This is a genomic window from Actinomyces urinae, from assembly GCF_900119695.1.
Lineage (GTDB): Bacteria > Actinomycetota > Actinomycetes > Actinomycetales > Actinomycetaceae > Gleimia > Gleimia urinae.
Window position 1 is genome coordinate 151,641 of sequence record NZ_LT632547.1, and the last position, 18,560, is coordinate 170,200.

Consider the following 18,560-nt stretch of genomic DNA (forward strand, 5'->3'; position numbering starts at 1 on the left):
ATGACGTGACCAGCCTAGACAGTTTCAAGTCCCGCGCGGATCTTGATGTAGATGGTAAGGCTTACGAAATTTACCGGCTCGACGCTGTGCCGGGAGCATCGAAGCTACCGTACGCTCTGAAGGTTTTGGCAGAAAACCTTCTTCGTACCGAAGATGGTGCGAACACCACCAAAGAACACATTGAGGCCCTGGTTAACTGGGATCCTTCGGCCGATCCAGACACGGAGATCCAGTTCACCCCCGCACGCGTAGTGCTTCAAGACTTCACGGGTGTGCCCTGCGTGGTAGACCTTGCAACCATGCGTGAGGCCGTGGCTGACCTGGGCGGCGATCCAAACAAGATCAATCCACTAAATCCGGCTGAACTCGTGATTGACCACTCGGTACAGATCGATTCGTTCGGTACACAAAGTGCATTTGCCCGAAACGTCGAGCTGGAATACCAGCGTAACGGCGAGCGCTACCAGTTCTTGCGTTGGGGCCAGGACGCGTTTGAGAACTTCCGCGTTGTCCCGCCGGGCACGGGCATCGTCCACCAGGTGAACATCGAATACCTAGCGCGTACCGTGTTCACCAAGGAAGAAGACGGTAAGATCGTTGCCTACCCGGACACCTGCGTGGGAACCGACTCGCACACCACGATGGTGAACGGCCTGGGCGTCCTCGGCTGGGGCGTTGGCGGTATTGAAGCTGAGGCCGCAATGCTCGGCCAGCCTGTTTCGATGCTGATCCCGAAGGTTGTGGGCTTCAAGCTGTCCGGCGAGATCCCCTCCGGCGCAACAGCAACTGACGTTGTCCTCACCATCACGCAAATGTTGCGCGAACACGGAGTTGTAGGCAAGTTTGTTGAGTTTTACGGCGAAGGCGTTGCAGCAGTGCCACTGGCCAACCGTGCAACGATCGGCAACATGTCGCCAGAGTTTGGCTCCACTGCCGCGATCTTCCCGATCGACGACGTCACCCTCGACTACCTGCGCCTCACCGGCCGCGATGAGTCTCTTATCCGCCTCGTTGAGGTATACGCGAAGGAACAGGGCCTATGGCATGATCCGTCGCGCGAAGCGAAGTACTCCGAATACCTCGAGCTTGATCTTTCCACGGTTGTTCCATCCATTGCCGGCCCGAAGCGCCCGCAGGACCGGATTGAACTATCTGAAGCCAAGGAATCCTTCGCGGGCACGCTCCCGGACTACATTTCAGGCAAGGGCCTGGAGCCAACCGGCCTCGACAAGTCTCTTGCAGATTCGATGGGAGCTTCTGACCCGGTTAAGCTCGGCAGCCAAGAAGACGCCGCTGCGCCGAGCGAGCCAAAGCTTGCTGATGAGCGTCCTCATCACCGGGTGGGCATCACGCTTGCTGACGGCACCGAGACGGTACTTGACCACGGTGATGTTGTAATCGCCTCGATTACGTCCTGCACCAACACGTCAAACCCGTCGGTCATGATGGCAGCCGCGTTGCTCGCCAAGAACGCGGTAGAAAAAGGTCTAAAGAGCAAGCCGTGGGTTAAGACTTCAATGGCGCCTGGCTCGCAGGTTGTTACCAACTACTACGAGAAGGCCGGAATGTGGCCGTACTTGAACGAGCTAGGCTTCAACCTGGTTGGTTACGGTTGCACCACGTGTATCGGTAACTCCGGACCACTGCCAGACGAGGTCTCGGCAGTGGTAAACGAAGAGGATCTAACGGTGGTTTCGGTACTCTCCGGTAACCGCAACTTTGAAGGTCGCATTAACCCTGACGTCAAGATGAACTACCTGGCTTCGCCGCCGCTCGTAATCGCTTACGCGCTGGCCGGAACCATGGATTTCGACTTTGAAACGGAGCCGCTTGGTCAAGACCAGGACGGCAACGACGTGTTCCTTCGCGACATCTGGCCCGATCCGAAGCTGGTACAGGAAACGATAGACGTGACGATTGACCGCGAAATGTTCCTGCATGACTACGCTGACGTGTTCAAAGGTAACGAGAAGTGGCGAGCCCTTGAAACGCCGGACGGCGCAACGTTCGACTGGGCGGAAGACTCCACCTACATTCGCAAGGCCCCGTTCTTCGAGGGCATGACGATGGAACCGGATCCGGTCAAGGACGTGAAGGGCGCGCGCGTACTTTTGAAGCTCGGTGACTCGGTAACCACCGACCACATTTCGCCAGCAGGCTCATTCCGCGCAGACACGCCCGCCGGTAAGTACCTAGTTGACAACGGTGTGGAGCGCCGCGACTTCAACTCCTACGGTTCTCGCCGCGGCAACCACGAAGTCATGATTCGCGGTACTTTTGCGAACATTCGCATCAAGAACCAGCTACTGGACGGTATTGAGGGTGGTTACACCCGCGACTTCACGGCTCCCGGTGGGCCGCAGTCAACCGTGTACGAGGCTGCGCAGAATTACCGCGAAGCTGGCGTCCCGCTGGTGGTACTCGGTGGTAAGGAATACGGCTCCGGATCGTCTCGTGACTGGGCTGCTAAGGGCACCAGCCTGCTGGGCGTGAAGGCGGTTATTACCGAATCCTTCGAGCGTATTCACCGCTCTAACCTGATCGGTATGGGAGTCATGCCGCTGCAGTTCCCGGCCGGTGAAACCGCTGACTCGCTCGGCCTCGACGGTACTGAAGTCTTCGATATTGAAGGCATTGAGGCGCTGAATGAAGGCATAACACCGAAGACTGTTAAGGTACGCGCTACCAAGGAAAACGGTGACACGATTGAGTTCGACGCGGTTGTACGCATCGATACACCGGGTGAAGCGGACTACTACCGCAACGGTGGCATCTTGCAGTATGTTCTTCGCGAACTCGTCAAGTAAATACACGCTAAGTGGGCGGGGCCGAAGAACTGGCCTCGCCCACTTAGCGTGTATGGAGCGAGGTGCCAAAGAATCTGGTTCTAGCCAAGCGCACGGTAAACCCTCGTGAGAATCAGGGCATCGAAGTGATGTGAGGATTACCCGCGAGACTTAAGAAGTAGCCTCGTCGATGTCACGATTGGCGCGTCGTTCCTGCCAACGCGACCCCCAGGAAGACTCGGCTTCGCGTCGGTCCAAGGCGCGGCGCTGCTCGCGATACATGCGGCGAACCAGTTCCTCAGAAGAAATCCAGCCAACAACCTCGCCGCTTTCAACCACCGGCATGCCGGCCACGTGCGTGGCAAGCATTCGTTGCATGAACACCGAGGGCATGGCGTTTGCTGGAACTGAAGCGGTGGACAGATGTAGGTCAGCCACAGTTGGGGGAGTATCGTCAGACAGGCGCGCGCTAGCAAGCTCCATTGAAGATACGGTGCCCGCAAACTTCCCCTCCTCATCTACGACGGGCAGGAGTGAAGATTCTGATGAGCGCATGATTTGGGAGGCTTCCGGGATTGTATTGGTTGTAGCGATCAGGCCCGGAACGGGGCCCATTAGGGTCTTCGCAGCGTTATTGCCCATCAAGGTGGCATCGACGGGATCATCGAGGATGTCGCCGCGGCGAATAAGCTTTTCGGTGTAGATTGTTTTGCGGCTAAGGAATCGCGAAGTTCCGGTAGCAATGACAATGGCAAGCATGAGGGGAAGAACGAGGCCGTACTGACCGGTCATCTCGATGATTAACAGGACGGCGGCCATAGGTGCACGAATAGCTCCGGCAAAGCACGCTCCCATACCGATAACGCCAAAGACGGCGGGACTGGTGGAGGTTAGTGGCTCCAGGTACAGGCCGGTGGCGGTCCCCACAATCGCGCCAATGTACATCGAGGGGGCAAACAGGCCGCCTGCGCCTCCGATTGCAACGGTGTAGGTGGAGAACAGTATTTTCAAGCCCGCGTGCAGCAACAGAGCTGAAGCGGTGTAGGCGCCCAAGAGAGCTTCTGTTTGGATGGCTGTCGAAGTGCCGAAAAGTTCGGGGAACATCCACAGACCTAATCCAAGGAGGATGGAGCCAATCACGGGCCGGCGCCATTCTGGGCCGCGGTCGATTCGGTCTAGAAGATCGGCCAGCAAATAGAGGGTTTTTGACAGTAGTAGACCGGTGAGTCCGCACAGTAGTCCCACTAGGGGAACCGCCCACAGGTCCAGTTGTGACTCCAGGTCATAGGTGCCCGGAAGGCTGATGATGAATTTGTCGCCGAGGATTGCTCGCGAAACTAACGCGGAGGAAACGGATGAGAGCACGGCTAGGCCAAAGATCTCTGCGGAAAACTGTACGAGGATTACTTCCATCGCGAACACGGCCGCAGCCAGGGGCGCGTTGAAGGTGGCGGACACTCCTGCGGCAGCGCCGCAAGCGACGAGTACCATCACGCGTTTTACCGGCATACGCAGGCGGCGTGCGATCATTGAGGAGATCGCAGCGCCCGTCTGCACAACAGGGCCCACCTTACCCACCGAGCCGCCGCCCCCAATGGTTAGTGCGGCAGCAATGACCTTGATAAACCAAACGTTGCGTGGCATGTCGCCGCCATTTCGGCGAACTGCCAGCATTACTTCTGGAATGCCCAGGCCGCGCGTAGTAGGCGCCCACTTTTGCATCAGCGGACCGTAGATCAGCGCGGAGATTACGGGCGTGAAAATCACAAACCACGAGCCGATCCCAAGCCAGCCATGCGTAACGCCACCCGTTGGAGCGTAGTCCGTATAGCCGGTCATGAGGTATTCCCACCCGATGATCAGGTAGTGCATGAACACGACCATCAGACCGGTAAGGGCACCGGCCGTCACCGCAACCGTAGCTTGACCGGTGCGCCTATATACGAGGAGATGGCGGAACCTTCCAGTAAGCTCACGCGGGTGAGGTAAGCCGCCCGCCTCACTTGGCACTGGCGATTCCCCAAGCGTGCTTGTAGAAGTCCAGTTCAGTTAGTAGAGCATCTTGGATCGTGTCGGAACGGACAAATCCGTGGCCCTCTCCCTCATAAATTTTTAGTTCGACAGTGCGGCCCAGCTTCTCGAGGGCATCCTTCATCATGTTTGCCTGAGAAGGTGGAACCACGCGGTCTTCACTACCTTGCAGCAAGAGGAGGGGCGCTTCAACGTTTTCAATATGGTTGATCGGAGACTTCTCGGCCCAAACCGGGTCGGAAAGATCGCTTGAACCCACGAGACGACCAATGTAGCGCGACTCAAACTTGTGCGTCTCCTTGACTAGTGCGGCGAGGTCCGCGATACCGTACAGCGATGTGCCTGCGGTGAATGTTTTGGACGTTGCGAGGGCTAGCAGGGTGGCGAAACCGCCTGCGGAGCCGCCGCGAATCGCAACGCGCTTCGGGTCAGCCAGGCCTTTATCAACTAGGTACTGCACGCCGGTTTCGGCATCGCTTACAACCATCTCGCCCCAGTTGCCGTTCAGGCGCTCACGATAGGGCCTGCCCCAACCTGTGGAACCGCGATGATTGACATCCAAAATCGCAAAGCCGCGTGAAGTCCAGAACTGTTGTGACAAGGTGAGGCCCGGGCGGGATGCCGATGTGGGACCGCCGTGAATCATGACGATAAGCGGGGGCAGTTCGCCCTCGGGCGCCGTGAAAGTAGGCGAGGCGGGCGGGTAGTAGTATCCGTGGGAGATTTCGCCGTCGTCGGTGGGCCACTCGATGGGCTCGGGCTTAGAAATAACGCGTTCGGGCAGATCCGTCCAGGTAGAGGAGCGCAACTCGGTGACCTCACCGTTCTTGATCTGAACGATTGCGGGCGTGCGCGTGTCGGAGTCTGCAAGCATGACAACCCGGCCGTTGTAGGCCGCGACGTTGCCAACGGGACGCCAATCTGTATGCCAGGTCTCCAGTTGCCCATTATCTAGGCGCACGGTTCCCAGGTGCCAGTACGGGCCTTCAGCCCACGAACAAATCAGATGATCTTCATCTAGGTTGTCAAACGAGTGCAGGCCCAGTTGCCAGTGCGGATGTGAGAAGGCTTTTTGAGAGGGATGTAGGCGACGAGTGCGCAGGCGCGTGGCCCACGCGTTCAAGTCCTCGCCCTCGTGCCACTCAAACCCCTCGGTGCGGTACAGGTTTGCCCAGCCGCTTGAATCATCGACGTGGACGAGGTCGCCAGCGGCGGTCCACCTTGGTTCATAAACGGCTACGTCCTTCTGCCCGACAACCGTAACCATCTGGTCAATGTCGCCTTCGAAAGAAATCGATGCGACGTGGAGTTTAGCGCTGGTCCACGGCATGTGCGGGTGATTCCAGGTAAGCCATGCAAGTTTGGTGCCATCGGGTGAGAGCGTGGGGGCGGCAACGAAATCTGTCTTGTCGTAAAGCGTCTTCACACGCTCTGGTTCGCGCGCTCCCGACCCGTCCAGCGGGATTGAAACCAGGTAGTTCTTTGGTTCGCCCTCGCCGGTGTGGTCTTCACAGACCGCGTAAACCACGTCGCGCACGTCAGCGATGTGGAAGTCGCCGTAGCGGCGCTTAGATAGCTCTGTCAGAGGAACAATGCCGGGGGTTTGATCGTTGAGATCGAACTTGTACACGCGGTCGTCACCGGCGTGCGAGAACACGATGACGCCCTCGTGAACGGCGTAGGCGCGGCCGCCGTACTCGTGCACGCGAGTGCGAACGTCCGGCAAGATAGTGCCCTCAATCATAGGCAAGACCTCTTCGGTAATGCCTACGCGGCCCTTGCGAAGCAGAACGTTACGACCACCCTGGTTAGCCCTGCCTTCAACCCACATGGTTGCGTCACGATCCACGCGAAGTTGGGAAAGAGTGACCGTTCGTGCGGTTAGGTCGTCAACACCGATTGGGGAATCCCAAGTGCCGTAGGGGCGTTTTTGCGTCATTTTCAGTTCCAATCTTCACTCTGGGCCTGACTACTAATTTAGCGCGTTTAATTTTTGTGTGGGCGGGCAAGCTGATTTCGCCTTTAGTTATCGTTAATGAGCTTTGCCCATTAAGATGGTGCTCATGAGTGAAAAGCCAGCCCCTAAACCCGGAAGACTTTTGGCTTCCATTAAGCAGCCTGCGGATTTGAGGGACCTCACTTCTGCTGATTTAGAAGTGCTGGCTGGCGAAATTCGCGAGTATTTGGTGCAGTCCGTTTCTCGTACGGGTGGCCACCTGGGCCCAAACTTAGGTGTGGTCGAGCTGACGCTGGCGATTCACCGCGTGTTTGATTCACCGCGCGACACGATTATTTTTGACACGGGCCACCAGGCGTATGTTCATAAGCTCTTGACGGGGCGCACGGATTTTTCAAAGTTGCGCCAAGAAGGGGGGCTATCTGGATATCCGTCGAGGGCGGAGTCGCCTCATGACGTGGTAGAAAACTCGCACGCTTCAACCGCGCTGTCGTGGGCGGAAGGTGTGCTACGCGAATATCAGCGCACCGGCCGTGAAGACCACGTGGTTGCAGTTATTGGTGATGGCGCTTTGACGGGCGGCCTGGCATGGGAAGCGATTAACAATATCGGCGACCATGCGGACGGCAACCTCGTAATCATTGTGAACGACAACGGGCGTTCCTACGCGCCCACCATTGGAGGCCTCGCGCACCACCTGGATGCGCTGCGCGTATCCGAGGGGTATGAGAAGGCTTTGGCGTGGGGTAAGAAGAAGCTCCTGTCTCACGGACGCCCCGGAGAGGTGGCGTTCGACGCTCTTCACGGCATGAAGGAGGGCATGCGTGATGCGATTAGCGCGGGCATAATGTTCGCGGACCTCGGCATTAAGTACATCGGCCCATTCGATGGACACGACGAGGTGGCGCTCGAGTTTGCCCTCACTCGCGCGAAAGCGGCAAAACAACCCATTTTGGTGCACGTAATCACCAATAAGGGGCGCGGCTATGTTCCCGCAGAGGAGGACGTTGCTGACCGCTTCCATGCGGTGGGGAAGATTCACCCTGAGACAGGGTTGCCGGTAGCTCCCTCGCGATTTGGTTGGACGGCTGTGTTTGCAGATGAGATCGTGAAGATCGCGCGGGAAAACCCGAGAGTAGTAGCGATTACGGCGGCGATGATGGCCCCGGTTGGTCTGCTCCCAATGCATGAGGAGTTCCCCGATCGCGTGATTGACGTGGGCATTGCGGAACAGCACGCGGTTACTTCCGCTGCCGGTATGGCTTTTGCGGGCGCACACCCGGTATTCGCGGTGTATGCCACGTTCTTGAACCGTGCGTTTGACCAGGTGCTTATGGACGTCGCTTTGCACAAGGCAGGCGTCACTTTTGTGCTTGATCGTGCAGGAATCACGGGCGATGACGGTGCTTCTCACAACGGCATGTGGGACATCGCAATGCTGTCCATGGTTCCGGGTCTGCGTTTGAATGCGCCGCGTGATGAGGAGACTCTGCGTCTCGCTCTTCGTGAAGCCATTGAGGTAGATGATGCGCCCACGGTGATTCGTTACGCAAAGGGTGCCCTACCGGACCCGATTCCAGCTATTTCACGCCATCCGTGGGGTGATGTGCTGCGCGAAGCTGATCAACCTCATGTTGCGATCCTCGCGACGGGCGCACTCGTGAAGAACGGCTTGGAAGTTGCGCGAATGCTTGATCACGCGGGCGTAGCCGCAACCGTGATCGACCCGCGCTGGCTACTACCTGTCAGTACTGACCTGGTGGAACAGATCGCGGATGCGAAACTGGTTGTTACGTTCGAGGATGGCCTTCAGGAGGGCGGGTTTGGCTCCGCGGTGCGCGAGGCGGTTGCACAAGCGGGCAGGTACACGCCGGTTATGACCCGTGGCGTACCAAAACAGTTCCTGGACCATGCCAAACGAGATCAGATAATCGAGGATATTCACCTGGATCCTAAGCATTCGGCAAGCGAGATCCTGCAGGAGCTGAACAAGCTTTCATAGCGGGAGCAGATACCGACTAGTTGCTACCTCGGCTTAACCGCATTCGCCGTCTTCTTGGACACCTTGTATACGAGCCCGTAGTACAGGACCTAGTTGGTAGCTTTCACCAGCGCGCCTGCAACGCGTTCAATCTGCCACTCGCGCGCGCCGCGGCGGCGTAGGTACTCTCGCATTTCGTCCGGGCGAAGGACCGGGCCGTCCCAGGCTAAACGCTTTTGTACCCGAGGCTCTAACAAAACAGCTGGATCTATACCTATTTCTTTAGCTAGCGGCTCAATGGCACGACGGATCGTTTTAAGGCGCGCAAACTCATCGGGGTGTGCAGATCGCCATCCAGACACTTTCGGTAGCGTTCCCGGCGCAACGGGCTTACGTAATGGTGGTAAATCGGTTTCCGACATGCATTTTGCGTGTCTGATTGCGCGGATCCACTCATCGGTGTGGCTGCGGGTGCGCGGGCGGCGCATTTCTTGAATGCTGAGTAGCGCCCGCTTATTGCGCGGAGGTTTGAATGCTAGGGATACGAGCGTGCGGTTGCTGATCAAGCGAGTTGGACCAATATCCTGCTCCCTCGCAATGGCTTCGCGTGCTCTCCAAAGCTGTTCCAAAATTGCCAACTGGCGGCGCGTACGGATCTTGCCCGCGCCGGGAATCGAACGCCACTTGTTCGGGTCCGCCGGTTTAGGCTCTCTACTCAAAATGTGCGCGAATTCCTGCGCTGCCCAATCCCAGCGACCGGCCTCATACAGTTCGTGGCTGAGCGCCCTGTATAGCTGGGTTAAAAATTCCACATCCAGCGCGGCGTAACGCAGCCAGCTTCGGGGCAGTGGGCGGTTAGACCAGTCAGACGCTTGATGCTCCTTATCCAGTGTCACGCCCAGGGTTCGCTCCAACACGGCGGCGAGCCCAATGCGCTCAAATCCCAGTAGCTGCGCTGCCACCTCGGTATCAAAAAGCTCGGGAGCGTGTAGGTTGGCGCCGCGTAGGCTTGGCAGATCCTGGTCTGCCGCGTGCAAGATCCACACGGCGTTTTGCAGTGCTTCGTTCAAAGAATGCAAGTGGGGGAGCGCATCTGCATCGATGAGGAAGGTGCCCACATCCTCACGTCGAATCTGGATCAAGTAGGCGCGGTCTGAGTAGCGGAAACCGGAGGCTCTTTCCACATCAATGGCCACGGGCATAATGGAGCCTGCGAGTTTCTTCATCGCGCGGTCAAGGTCTTCCGGCGTATCGGTTGGATCGGGCGTGCCTTCGCGCGGATGCACTATCAGGGTGGGTTCGGAATCGGTCATGTTCTCAGTAGGTTGTGGATGGTCAGGCATGCGGTATCGGTTCTATCGCAAAAGCGTGATCGTCATCTATGTAAGTTCCGGCCGTGCGGGCAATCAGTTTTAACCAGGCCGCCATGTGCGGGCCAAGGTCGTTTGTTGCCGGCGACCAGGAGGCGCGCATTTCTATCTCGACCTCGGAACCGGATAGCTTCAGGCCGCCAAAAGTGTCAGATAATTCGCGCGTAACCGTGCCGTTCATGTTGTGTGCGTTCGCTCCAGCATCGTCGAGGGCGTCGTGGGCCCAACTCCACACAACTTCACCAAGCAAAGGATCGCTGCCCATCTCGGGCTCCACCTGTGAGCGCGCATGCATGATTATGCGAAACCGGGAGTTCCAACCCGGTTGCCCATCAGGGTCAAACAGCACCACAAAACGGCCTGTTGCTACGGGAAGCTCGTCTTCCTCAGCCTCTGTAAAGGCTCTAAGTGCAGCCGCATACGGGGCGATTTTACGAGGAGCCGGTACCTCTTGTAACTCGATGCCGGGTTCGGGCGGGGCGGAACGCAAGCTGAGCAGGGCCTCAACGAACTCTTGCGGAGGCGACACTCGCCCAGATGCGCTTACTTCGGCTAACACACATTCAGGCTACCGAGCATTACGGAGCTTTTCCGCTACGGCGCGCCCAGGTAGGTAAAAGAGCGGCAGGCAGGTGCAAAATGTTGCTTGAGGTGTGAATCTCGGCCTGCTGGTGCGCAAACGCAGGCAAAGCACATGTTGCATTAGACTTAATGGAGTTAAAGCCAGCTGTTTGAAGGAGCGCGCAGTGGACGCAAACAATGCAGGTATGGGCCGATTTGAGGGTCTGCCGGTGATTCTTGGCGGAGGTATCGAAGCCTACGCGCTTGCCCGCCAGTTTAACGACGCCTATGACACCCGGGTCGTATGCATTTCCACGGCACCCTCTAAGGCCGTAATCTACTCAAACTTCATCGACTGGATGCCCGTGGAGGATGCCACTACAAACAGTGGTGTGCTCGATGTTTTGGAACAGGTTGCCAATAAGTACTCGCAGCGTCCCTTGATCCTCATGACGAACTCTGATGCACAGATCGCAAACCTCGTGGAGGTACGAGACCGTCTGCCCAAGGGCTACAGGGTTGCGCTGCCCTCAAGCCAGACGCTTGCGGCCGTGTCTGATAAGGCTTCGTTTAAGAAGATTTGCGAGGCAGCCGGCATATCTACCGCACGTTTTGCAACGGTTAAAGCATCCGCGCGCGGTGTTAATCTGAACTACCCGGTTGTGGCCAAGCCTGCTCTTTCCGCTGAGTTTGACCTGCTGGATATGCCAGATAAACACAAGGTCTACTATTTCGACACGCCTGCCCAGCTGGATGGTTTTTTGTCCCAGTTGGAGAGCTATGGGTACACCGGCGATTTTGTAATCGAAGAGTACATTCCTGGCGGTGACAGTCAGATCCGCTCCATCACCGCGTACGTGAATACTAAGGGCAAGCTGGTGATGCTCGTACACGCGCACGTTGGCTTGCAAGACCATCGTCCCAGCCTGGTAGGCAACCCCGTAGCGATGGTAACTGGCCCAAACGAGGCTCTGTTCAATCAAGTGAAGACCTTCTTCGAAAAGGTTGATTATGAGGGATTTGCAAACTTTGACATTAAGATCGATCCGCGTGATGGGGTTGCCTATTTCCTCGAGGTAAACCCGCGTATTGGACGCAACTCGGGCTATGTTTTTGCCGGGGGAGTGAACCCCATGGGTGTTTTGGTTGACGACCTCGTGTTTGGTAAAGACAGTGAGTTGAAGGTTGGCGCGCGTGAGGCCCTGTACGCTCTCGTCCCAGTTCGCGTTGCCACCAAATGGTGTGACGACCCAGAGCTTTCCCGGCGCATGAAGAAGCTGGCGCGTGAGCACTTGTTTAACCCGCTGAAGAATCCGAAGGATCGTTCGCTAAAGCGCGCGGTATTCTTAGCTGCTAGGGATCTGCACCTGGTGCAGGTGTTTGAAAAGTTCCCGCCAAACGAGCTCTAAATAGGCGGCGTTATTGCTTGTAAAGATGCCCCGCGCAGGTTGTACGCGGGGCATCTTTACATTGGGGCTATTCCGAGCCAGCGAGTGCAGCTCAAGCAAGTAGCTAGCTCTTATAAATCGCGGCTTCCCCGGGTTGTAGATCGCCCGCGTTACCGGACCAGCTCAAGATGAAGCGTTGTTCCTCGCTCAAAGCAGGATGAGCCGGGCTAGTGCCCATGTTTACTACCACTTCGAGGCGCCCGCTACTCATCCGCAACAGATCGCCTTCAAAGCACACCCGCATGGGCTTACCGTCGGTTGCTTCTTCCTTGCGAATCTGAATGAGCTTCTTGTACCATGCGAGCATCCGCTTACCAGACTCGGACTGTTGTGTTGCCCAGTCCAGTTTCGATGCTTCAAACGTGGAGTGGGCAGTGGGATCCGGGACCGTAATTTTGCGGCCGTATATCGAGTCGAAGCCGTGCGATGCGAACTCGGCGCGGCGTCCCTCGCGCATAGCGCGAGCCATGCCCTCGTCGCCCTCTTGATCTGAGAAGAACAGGAACGGTGCTCGTGAAGCCCACTGTTCACCCTGGAAGAGCATCGGTGTGAACGAGGAGAGCAGAACCAGCGCAGCAACCGAACCTAGTTGCGCATCTGAGAGCGCCTCTGATGGGCGGTCACCTATCGCTCGATTACCCACCTGGTCGTGGTTTTGCGAGGAAATGACAAACCGGCGCCGGTCCATGTCTTTAGGGACGGGGGCTCCCCACACTTTCCCTCGAAACGAGGAGTACGTACCAGCGTGAAAGAAGACGTCCTCGAATGCCGCTATGAGAGCCTCGCGAGTTTCAAAGTCGGCGTAATACCCGTGCGTTTCCCCCGTGAACGCGGTGTGGAGGGCGTGGTGCACGTCGTCATCCCACTGCGCGTCCATGCCTCGGCCGCCCGTGTCGGTGGGGGTAACCATGATCGGGTCATTCAGGTCAGACTCGGCGATAAGTGTGAACGTGCGGCCAGTTTGGTGCTCCAACTTGGCTACGTCATCGGAGAGTTCAGCTAGGAAGTGATAGTCAGAATCGTCATCCAGAGCGTGCACGGCGTCCAGACGCAGGGCGTCCACACCCATGTCTCGTAGCCAGTGCAAAGCTACACCCTTCAAGAACGCGCGCGTGTGAGTAGCGTTCTCGCCGTCAAGGTCAAGCGCAGCGCCCCACGGTGTCTCATGCTTACTCGAATAGTAATTGTCGAGCGAAGCAATGTAGTTTCCAACCGGCCCAAAGTGGTTCAAAACCAGGTCTAAACACACTGCGATGCCAAGGTCATGCGCTGCCTCGACAAAGTGGACAAAACCATCCGGGCCGCCATACGCTTCATGCGCTGCGTACAAGCTCACCCCGTCGTAGCCCCATCCAAACGTGCCGGGGAAGGGAGCAACGGGCATAACTTCAACTACCTGCACACCCAGGTCGGCCAGGTGAGGTAGTTTTTTCGCCGCTGCTTGGAGCGTTCCCTCGGGTGTAAACGTGCCGATATGGATCTCCATGAACACTTTTCCAAGCAGATCGCCGGCATCAAAGGGTTTGAGTTTGGGTGGCTCCCACGTTTGCGCAGGTCCGTGCACGCCACTCGGGCGGCGTAGAGCGCGAGGATCGGCAACGGGCGCGCCACCGTCCACGCTGTAACGGTACTTGGCTCCAAGAGGAAGTGGGGAGGGGCTGGTCCACCACCCGGCGTGGTTTTCCATTTCCAGCGAGTGGGTGCCCTCGAACTCGTACTCCAACGTTATTGACTTAGCGGTTGAGGACCATACCGGAACAAGGCCGCGGCCAGGAGTGTCCTCAATATTCTTCGGTATGCTCACGGTTTAGTTTTCCTCAATCTTCTTGAGTACGGATACCGGGAAAGTGTCGAGCAGATCGGTAGCCGGCGTTGCTCCGCCCTCGAAAACCTCGCCCGTGAATACGTCTTGCCACGATCCGTCGGGCAGAACAACCGAGACTTCGTCCCAGCCGCCGATCTCATCGAGGGCGGCCTTCCGCCTGGTTGCAACCGTGACTACGCGAGGTTCGTCGGCGAGCGTGCGGGCAAACGCGACGCAGTGACCTGACGAGGTAGGAAGTGCCTGGTATCCCGAATCCTTGGATACGAAAACGTTAGGCAAGTCTCGGCGAAGACGTAGTAGTGATGCGGTGATTAGCATCTTTTCTTCATCCAGGCTCTGCGGGGACGAGGCAAAAACTTTGTCCAGCATTTGTGAAAGCCCCGGGAAGTCTACTGGCCGACGGTTGTCAGGATCTACAAGGGAAGTCGCGGTGATCTCAGTGCCCTGGTAAACGTCCGCAACGCCCGGCAAAGTCAATTGCAGCGCTTTCATTGGGAGGATGACCGAGCGCAGTAGGTCCGTGTTGGACGCACACCATTTGTCTAACAGCTCGATGATCTGCGGATCTGAAATGATTGCGCAGGCGTATTCCAAGAACTCTTGTTCGCGGCGTTCATCGGAGCTGGTCCACGAAGTCCACTCTTTTTGTTCCCGAATCGCTTTGGTGAGGTATTCGGTCAGCCTATCCGCGGTGATGCGATCGGTTGCTCCCCATGTGCCCACAATCGTTTGCCACATGAGGTTTTCCGCGCGTCCATCAACATGAGCAGGGCAGTATTCGCGTGATAGGGCGCGCATTTCGTTCAATAGGCTGGCCCAGTCTTTGGAGCGCTGCGAAAGCAGTGAGATGCGTGCGCGCACATCCTCGCCCCTCTTAGTGTCGTGCGTCGTGCCACACGTCATGGTTGCAGTCCAGTTGCTTTGGAGTTTGGACTCAAAAGCGTGGAATCGGTCAATGTCGAGGCTAAATACCTCGGGCGTAGATCCCACTTCATTAAGGGAAGTCATGTGGGTCCAGCGGTAGAAGGCGGTGTCTTCAACACCCTTAGCTTGTACGGCTCCGCAAATTTGTTGGAAGCGTACCATCACCTCGCGGCGACGCTCATCACTTACGTCTAGGCCAGCAGAGCCAACCTCGTCACCAAGAACGAGGCCAACGATAACGTCCATTGCGTCGTCGAGGTCATCATCGAGCCGGGTCCGGGCACGCGCAGCAGCGTCTTCAACAACCGAGCGGGTAGCATCGGAAACGGGCTCGAGGGCGGTCACGTATGCGCGGTAGCGGTCAAACTCGATTACGAGTTCACGCAGGCAATCGATGAGTGAGCGGAACGTGTAGTCGCGCAGGCGAATGTCTTCTTGACAAATCTGCCAGATTAGAGTGCCAACTCGGCGAACTTCTGCCGCAAGCGAGGTGTCAATGATCTGCGCTTTAGCCGCGCGAATGATCGATGGAAGCGAGGACGGCGAGTCTCCCGCAATGTTCTGCATAATCGCCCCAAGCGGCATTGCGCCGGCTGGCTCGGTGAGTAGCGCATGCAGTCGCCACGCCGTGTCATAGCCGGTGGTGCCAGCTACAGGCCAGTTAGAGGGCAACTCTTCATCACCTTCAAGAATCTTCTCGGCAACAATCCACTGGCCGCCCGTCGCCTCGTGCAGACGTTTGAAGTATTCGGTTGGATTTGCGAGGCCATCTGGGTGATCTACGCGCAGACCGTCAATGTATCCGGTTTGGACCAGGTCAAGAATCAACGCGTGCGTGGCTTGGAATACTTCCTCTTGCTCTATGCGCAGGCCGGCGAGCGTACCCACGTCAAAGAATCTGCGGTAGTTCAGCTCTTCGTCGGCTACCTTCCAGTGCGCCAGGCGATAGTGTTGGCGCTCGATGAGTACCGAGAGTGGAAGTGATTCGGTGCCTTTAGCAACGGGGAACACGTGCTCGTAGTATGTAAGAACCCATTGCTCGCCGTATTGAGGCTCGGTGGGGACCACCATTTTTTCAAGTTGAATTTCTTGGTCTGCCAGTACCTGGCCAATGCGTTTGCCAAGGACGGGCATCAGTATCGGGGAGTCCACGTCAATGTCGAACCAGTTCGCGTAGCCCGACTCGGCGCCGTGTTTAAGCACGGACCACATGGCTTTGTTATGCCATACGGGTGTGGGCACGGCCATGTGGTTGGGAACAATGTCAACGATGACGTGCAACCCCAGTTCGTGAGCGCGATCAGAAAACGCTTTAAAGGCTTCCAATCCGCCGAGCTGTACTGAAATGTGGGTGTGGTCCACCACGTCATAACCGTGCAGGCTTCCGGGCGCCGCTTGCAGGATAGGCGAAAGATAGACGTCCGTTACCCCTAGATCCACCAGGTAGGGAAGCGCCTCCTCGGCCGCGCTAAAGGGGAACTTTTCATTCACCTGAAGGCGATACGTAGATATGGGGGTGCGTTTTCCTTCCGCTGGAAGGTGGGGGTGTGGATTATTCATCTTCGTTACCTCGCGGGCTCCTGAGTATGAGTATCGACCTGGCGGTCACATTCACCTTAGCGTTGGCGTCGTGTTTCGACTGGTCCAAGTCATCAGCCGTGTTAAGGACTGTACTCCAGGTTTTCCCGTAGGTTTGCTTGGGCAGGGTGAAGTCAATGTCGTCGGGGGAGGCGTTAAAACAGAGGATGAAATCATCGTCGATGATTTCCCTGCCGCGCTCGTCGGGTTCATTGATTGCGAGGCCGTTGAGGAAAATCATGGTGGAGCGCGCCCACGCCTGGTCCCATTCCTCTTCGGTCATGTGCTGGCCGCCCGAGTTGAACCACTCGATTTCGCCTAGGTCGGATTCGCCGCCGCGTTTGGCTAGCCCTTTGTAGAAGCGCCTCCGTCTGAACACGGGATGGTCGTGGCGCAGTGCAATCACGCGGTTCGCAAAAGCTAGTAGCTCTTTTTGCTCGGCGTCGAGTTCCCAGTCCACCCACGAGATCTCGTTGTCTTGACAATACGTGTTGTTGTTGCCACCTTGGGTGCGCCCCATCTCGTCGCCATGCGAGATCATGGGCACGCCCTGGGAGACTGCGAGAGTGGTCAGGAAGTTGCGCTGCTGACGAAGCCGCAGGCTAATTATCTCGGGATCGTCGGTAGGGCCTTCGACTCCGTGGTTCCAGGAGCGGTTGTTTGATTCGCCGTCGTGCCCGTCCTCACCATTGGCTTCGTTGTGCTTGTCGTTGTATGTGACGAGGTCACGCATGGTGAAGCCATCGTGGGCGGTTACGAAGTTGATTGATGCCATGGGCAGGCGGCCAGAATGTTCGTAGAGGTCCGCCGAACCGGAGAGGCGGGAGGCGAATGCGGGAAGGGAAGAAAACTCACCGCGCCAGAAGTCGCGAACAGTGTCGCGGTACTGGCCATTCCATTCGGACCACAGGGGAGGGAATCCACCTACTTGGTAGCCACCAACGCCCACGTCCCACGGTTCTGCGATGAGTTTTACCTGCGAGACGATGGGATCTTGGTGAATGAGGTCGAAGAATGCAGAGAGTCGGTCTACCTCGTGGAATTGCCTTGCGAGAGTCGAAGCGAGGTCAAAGCGGAAGCCGTCCACGTGCATTTCGGTAACCCAGTACCGTAGCGAATCCATGATTAGCTGTAGCACGTGGGGAGAGTTCATTAGCAGTGAGTTACCCGTGCCCGTCGTGTCGAAGTAGTGACGCTTGTCCTCATCAACGAGGCGGTAGTAAGCGGCATTGTCCAGGCCGCGGAACGACAGGGTGGGGCCCATGTGGTTGCCCTCAGCGGTGTGGTTATACACGACGTCGAGGATCACTTCGATACCGGCCTCGTGGTAGGCCTTGACCATTTGTTTGAACTCTTGCACCTGCTGGCCACCCCCTTGAGTGGCGTAGGAGCTGTGGGGTGCGAAGAAGCCGATCGTGTTGTATCCCCAGTAGTTCGATAGCCCTTTTTCTTGTAGATGAGGGTCGTTTACAAACTGGTGGACCGGCATGAGCTCCACCGCGGTAATGCCAAGTTGCGTGAGGTGTTCGATGACTGCGGGATGAGCCATGCCCGCGTAAGTGCCTTTAATTTCGTTTGGAATCTCAGGGTGTCTTGCGGTCATGCCTTTTACATGAGCTTCGTAGATGACCGTGTTGTGGTACTCGTGGTTTGGCGGACGGTCGTGGCCCCAATCAAAAAACGGGTTAATAACGATTGAGACCATGGTGTCTGCAATCGAGTCTGTTTCGTTTCGCTCATTCGGATCCTCAAACTTGTATGAGTACAGGGATTCCGAGGTGGTTACCTGCCCGTCGATTGCTTTGGCATATGGGTCAAGTAAAAGTTTGGTGGGGTCGCACCGGTGCCCGTTCTCGGGCTCGTAGGGTCCGTATACGCGGTAGCCGTAGCGCTGTCCGGGCAGTATGCCGGGCAGGTAGGCGTGCCACACGTGTGCGTCTACTTCGGTAAGCGCGATGCGTTGTTCGTTGCGGTCTTCGTCTAGCAAGCAGAGCTCTACCGAGTCTGCCACAGAAGAAAATACTGCGAAGTTCGTTCCCGTTCCGTCGAATGTTGCGCCGAGCGGGTAGGGTTCTCCAGGCCAAATTTGCATGCTTCTA

10 protein-coding genes are annotated in these 18,560 nt (G+C 57.2%); 3 read left to right on the top strand and 7 right to left on the bottom strand.

Annotated features, from left to right (window positions below; genetic code table 11):
• The first annotated feature begins 5 nt into the window (after positions 1–5).
• A complete protein-coding gene (acnA, locus tag BQ7114_RS02025) occupies positions 6–2,807 on the top strand; it encodes an aconitate hydratase AcnA (protein WP_072344643.1) in 2,802 nt (933 codons plus the stop codon).
• 150 nt (positions 2,808–2,957) lie between these two features.
• Here the strand turns inward: acnA and BQ7114_RS02030 are convergent, their stop codons facing one another.
• The gene (locus BQ7114_RS02030; RefSeq protein ID WP_072341291.1) at positions 2,958–4,796 is read right to left on the bottom strand and encodes a chloride channel protein; all 1,839 of its coding nucleotides are present in this window, start codon (positions 4,794–4,796) and stop codon (positions 2,958–2,960) included.
• On the bottom strand, positions 4,786–6,756 hold the full coding sequence (locus tag BQ7114_RS02035) for an alpha/beta hydrolase family protein (RefSeq protein ID WP_072341294.1): 1,971 nt from the start codon (positions 6,754–6,756) through the stop codon (positions 4,786–4,788). The genes BQ7114_RS02030 and BQ7114_RS02035 overlap by 11 nt, the downstream gene beginning before the upstream one ends.
• A gap of 115 nt (positions 6,757–6,871) precedes the next feature.
• On the opposite strand from BQ7114_RS02035, the gene dxs reads away from it, so the two are divergent.
• Entirely contained in the window at positions 6,872–8,776 is a 1,905-nt protein-coding gene (gene dxs, locus BQ7114_RS02040) for a 1-deoxy-D-xylulose-5-phosphate synthase (RefSeq protein WP_072341297.1), read from the top strand.
• A gap of 89 nt (positions 8,777–8,865) precedes the next feature.
• Here dxs and BQ7114_RS02045 read toward each other — a convergent pair whose 3' ends face one another.
• Both BQ7114_RS02045 and BQ7114_RS02050 read right to left on the bottom strand, forming a co-directional pair.
• Positions 8,866–10,068: a ribonuclease D gene (locus BQ7114_RS02045; RefSeq protein WP_083431821.1), complete on the bottom strand. Its 1,203-nt coding sequence runs from the start codon at positions 10,066–10,068 to the stop codon at positions 8,866–8,868.
• Positions 10,069–10,090: 22 nt separating this feature from the next.
• Positions 10,091–10,684 carry a DUF3000 domain-containing protein gene (locus tag BQ7114_RS02050; RefSeq protein WP_072341303.1) on the bottom strand — a complete coding sequence of 198 codons (594 nt, stop codon included), beginning with the start codon at positions 10,682–10,684 and terminating at the stop codon, positions 10,091–10,093.
• A 187-nt stretch (positions 10,685–10,871) separates the two neighbouring features.
• Between BQ7114_RS02050 and BQ7114_RS02055 the strand changes: the two genes are divergently transcribed.
• Complete coding sequence (locus BQ7114_RS02055) at positions 10,872–12,095, top strand: carboxylate--amine ligase (protein ID WP_083431698.1); 1,224 nt, start codon at positions 10,872–10,874, stop codon at positions 12,093–12,095.
• 103 nt (positions 12,096–12,198) lie between these two features.
• Here BQ7114_RS02055 and treZ read toward each other — a convergent pair whose 3' ends face one another.
• Genes treZ through glgX form a run of 3 tightly spaced genes read right to left on the bottom strand, consistent with a single transcriptional unit; the run spans position 12,199 to position 18,553 of the window.
• The gene (gene treZ, locus BQ7114_RS02060) at positions 12,199–13,938 is read right to left on the bottom strand and encodes a malto-oligosyltrehalose trehalohydrolase (protein ID WP_072341305.1); all 1,740 of its coding nucleotides are present in this window, start codon (positions 13,936–13,938) and stop codon (positions 12,199–12,201) included.
• Positions 13,939–13,941: 3 nt separating this feature from the next.
• On the bottom strand, positions 13,942–16,443 hold the full coding sequence (gene treY / locus BQ7114_RS02065; protein ID WP_072341308.1) for a malto-oligosyltrehalose synthase: 2,502 nt from the start codon (positions 16,441–16,443) through the stop codon (positions 13,942–13,944).
• Positions 16,436–18,553, bottom strand: a complete 2,118-nt coding sequence (gene glgX / locus BQ7114_RS02070; protein WP_072341311.1) for a glycogen debranching protein GlgX — start codon at positions 18,551–18,553, stop codon at positions 16,436–16,438. Before glgX ends, treY begins: the two co-directional genes overlap by 8 nt.
• Positions 18,554–18,560: the final 7 nt, after the last annotated feature.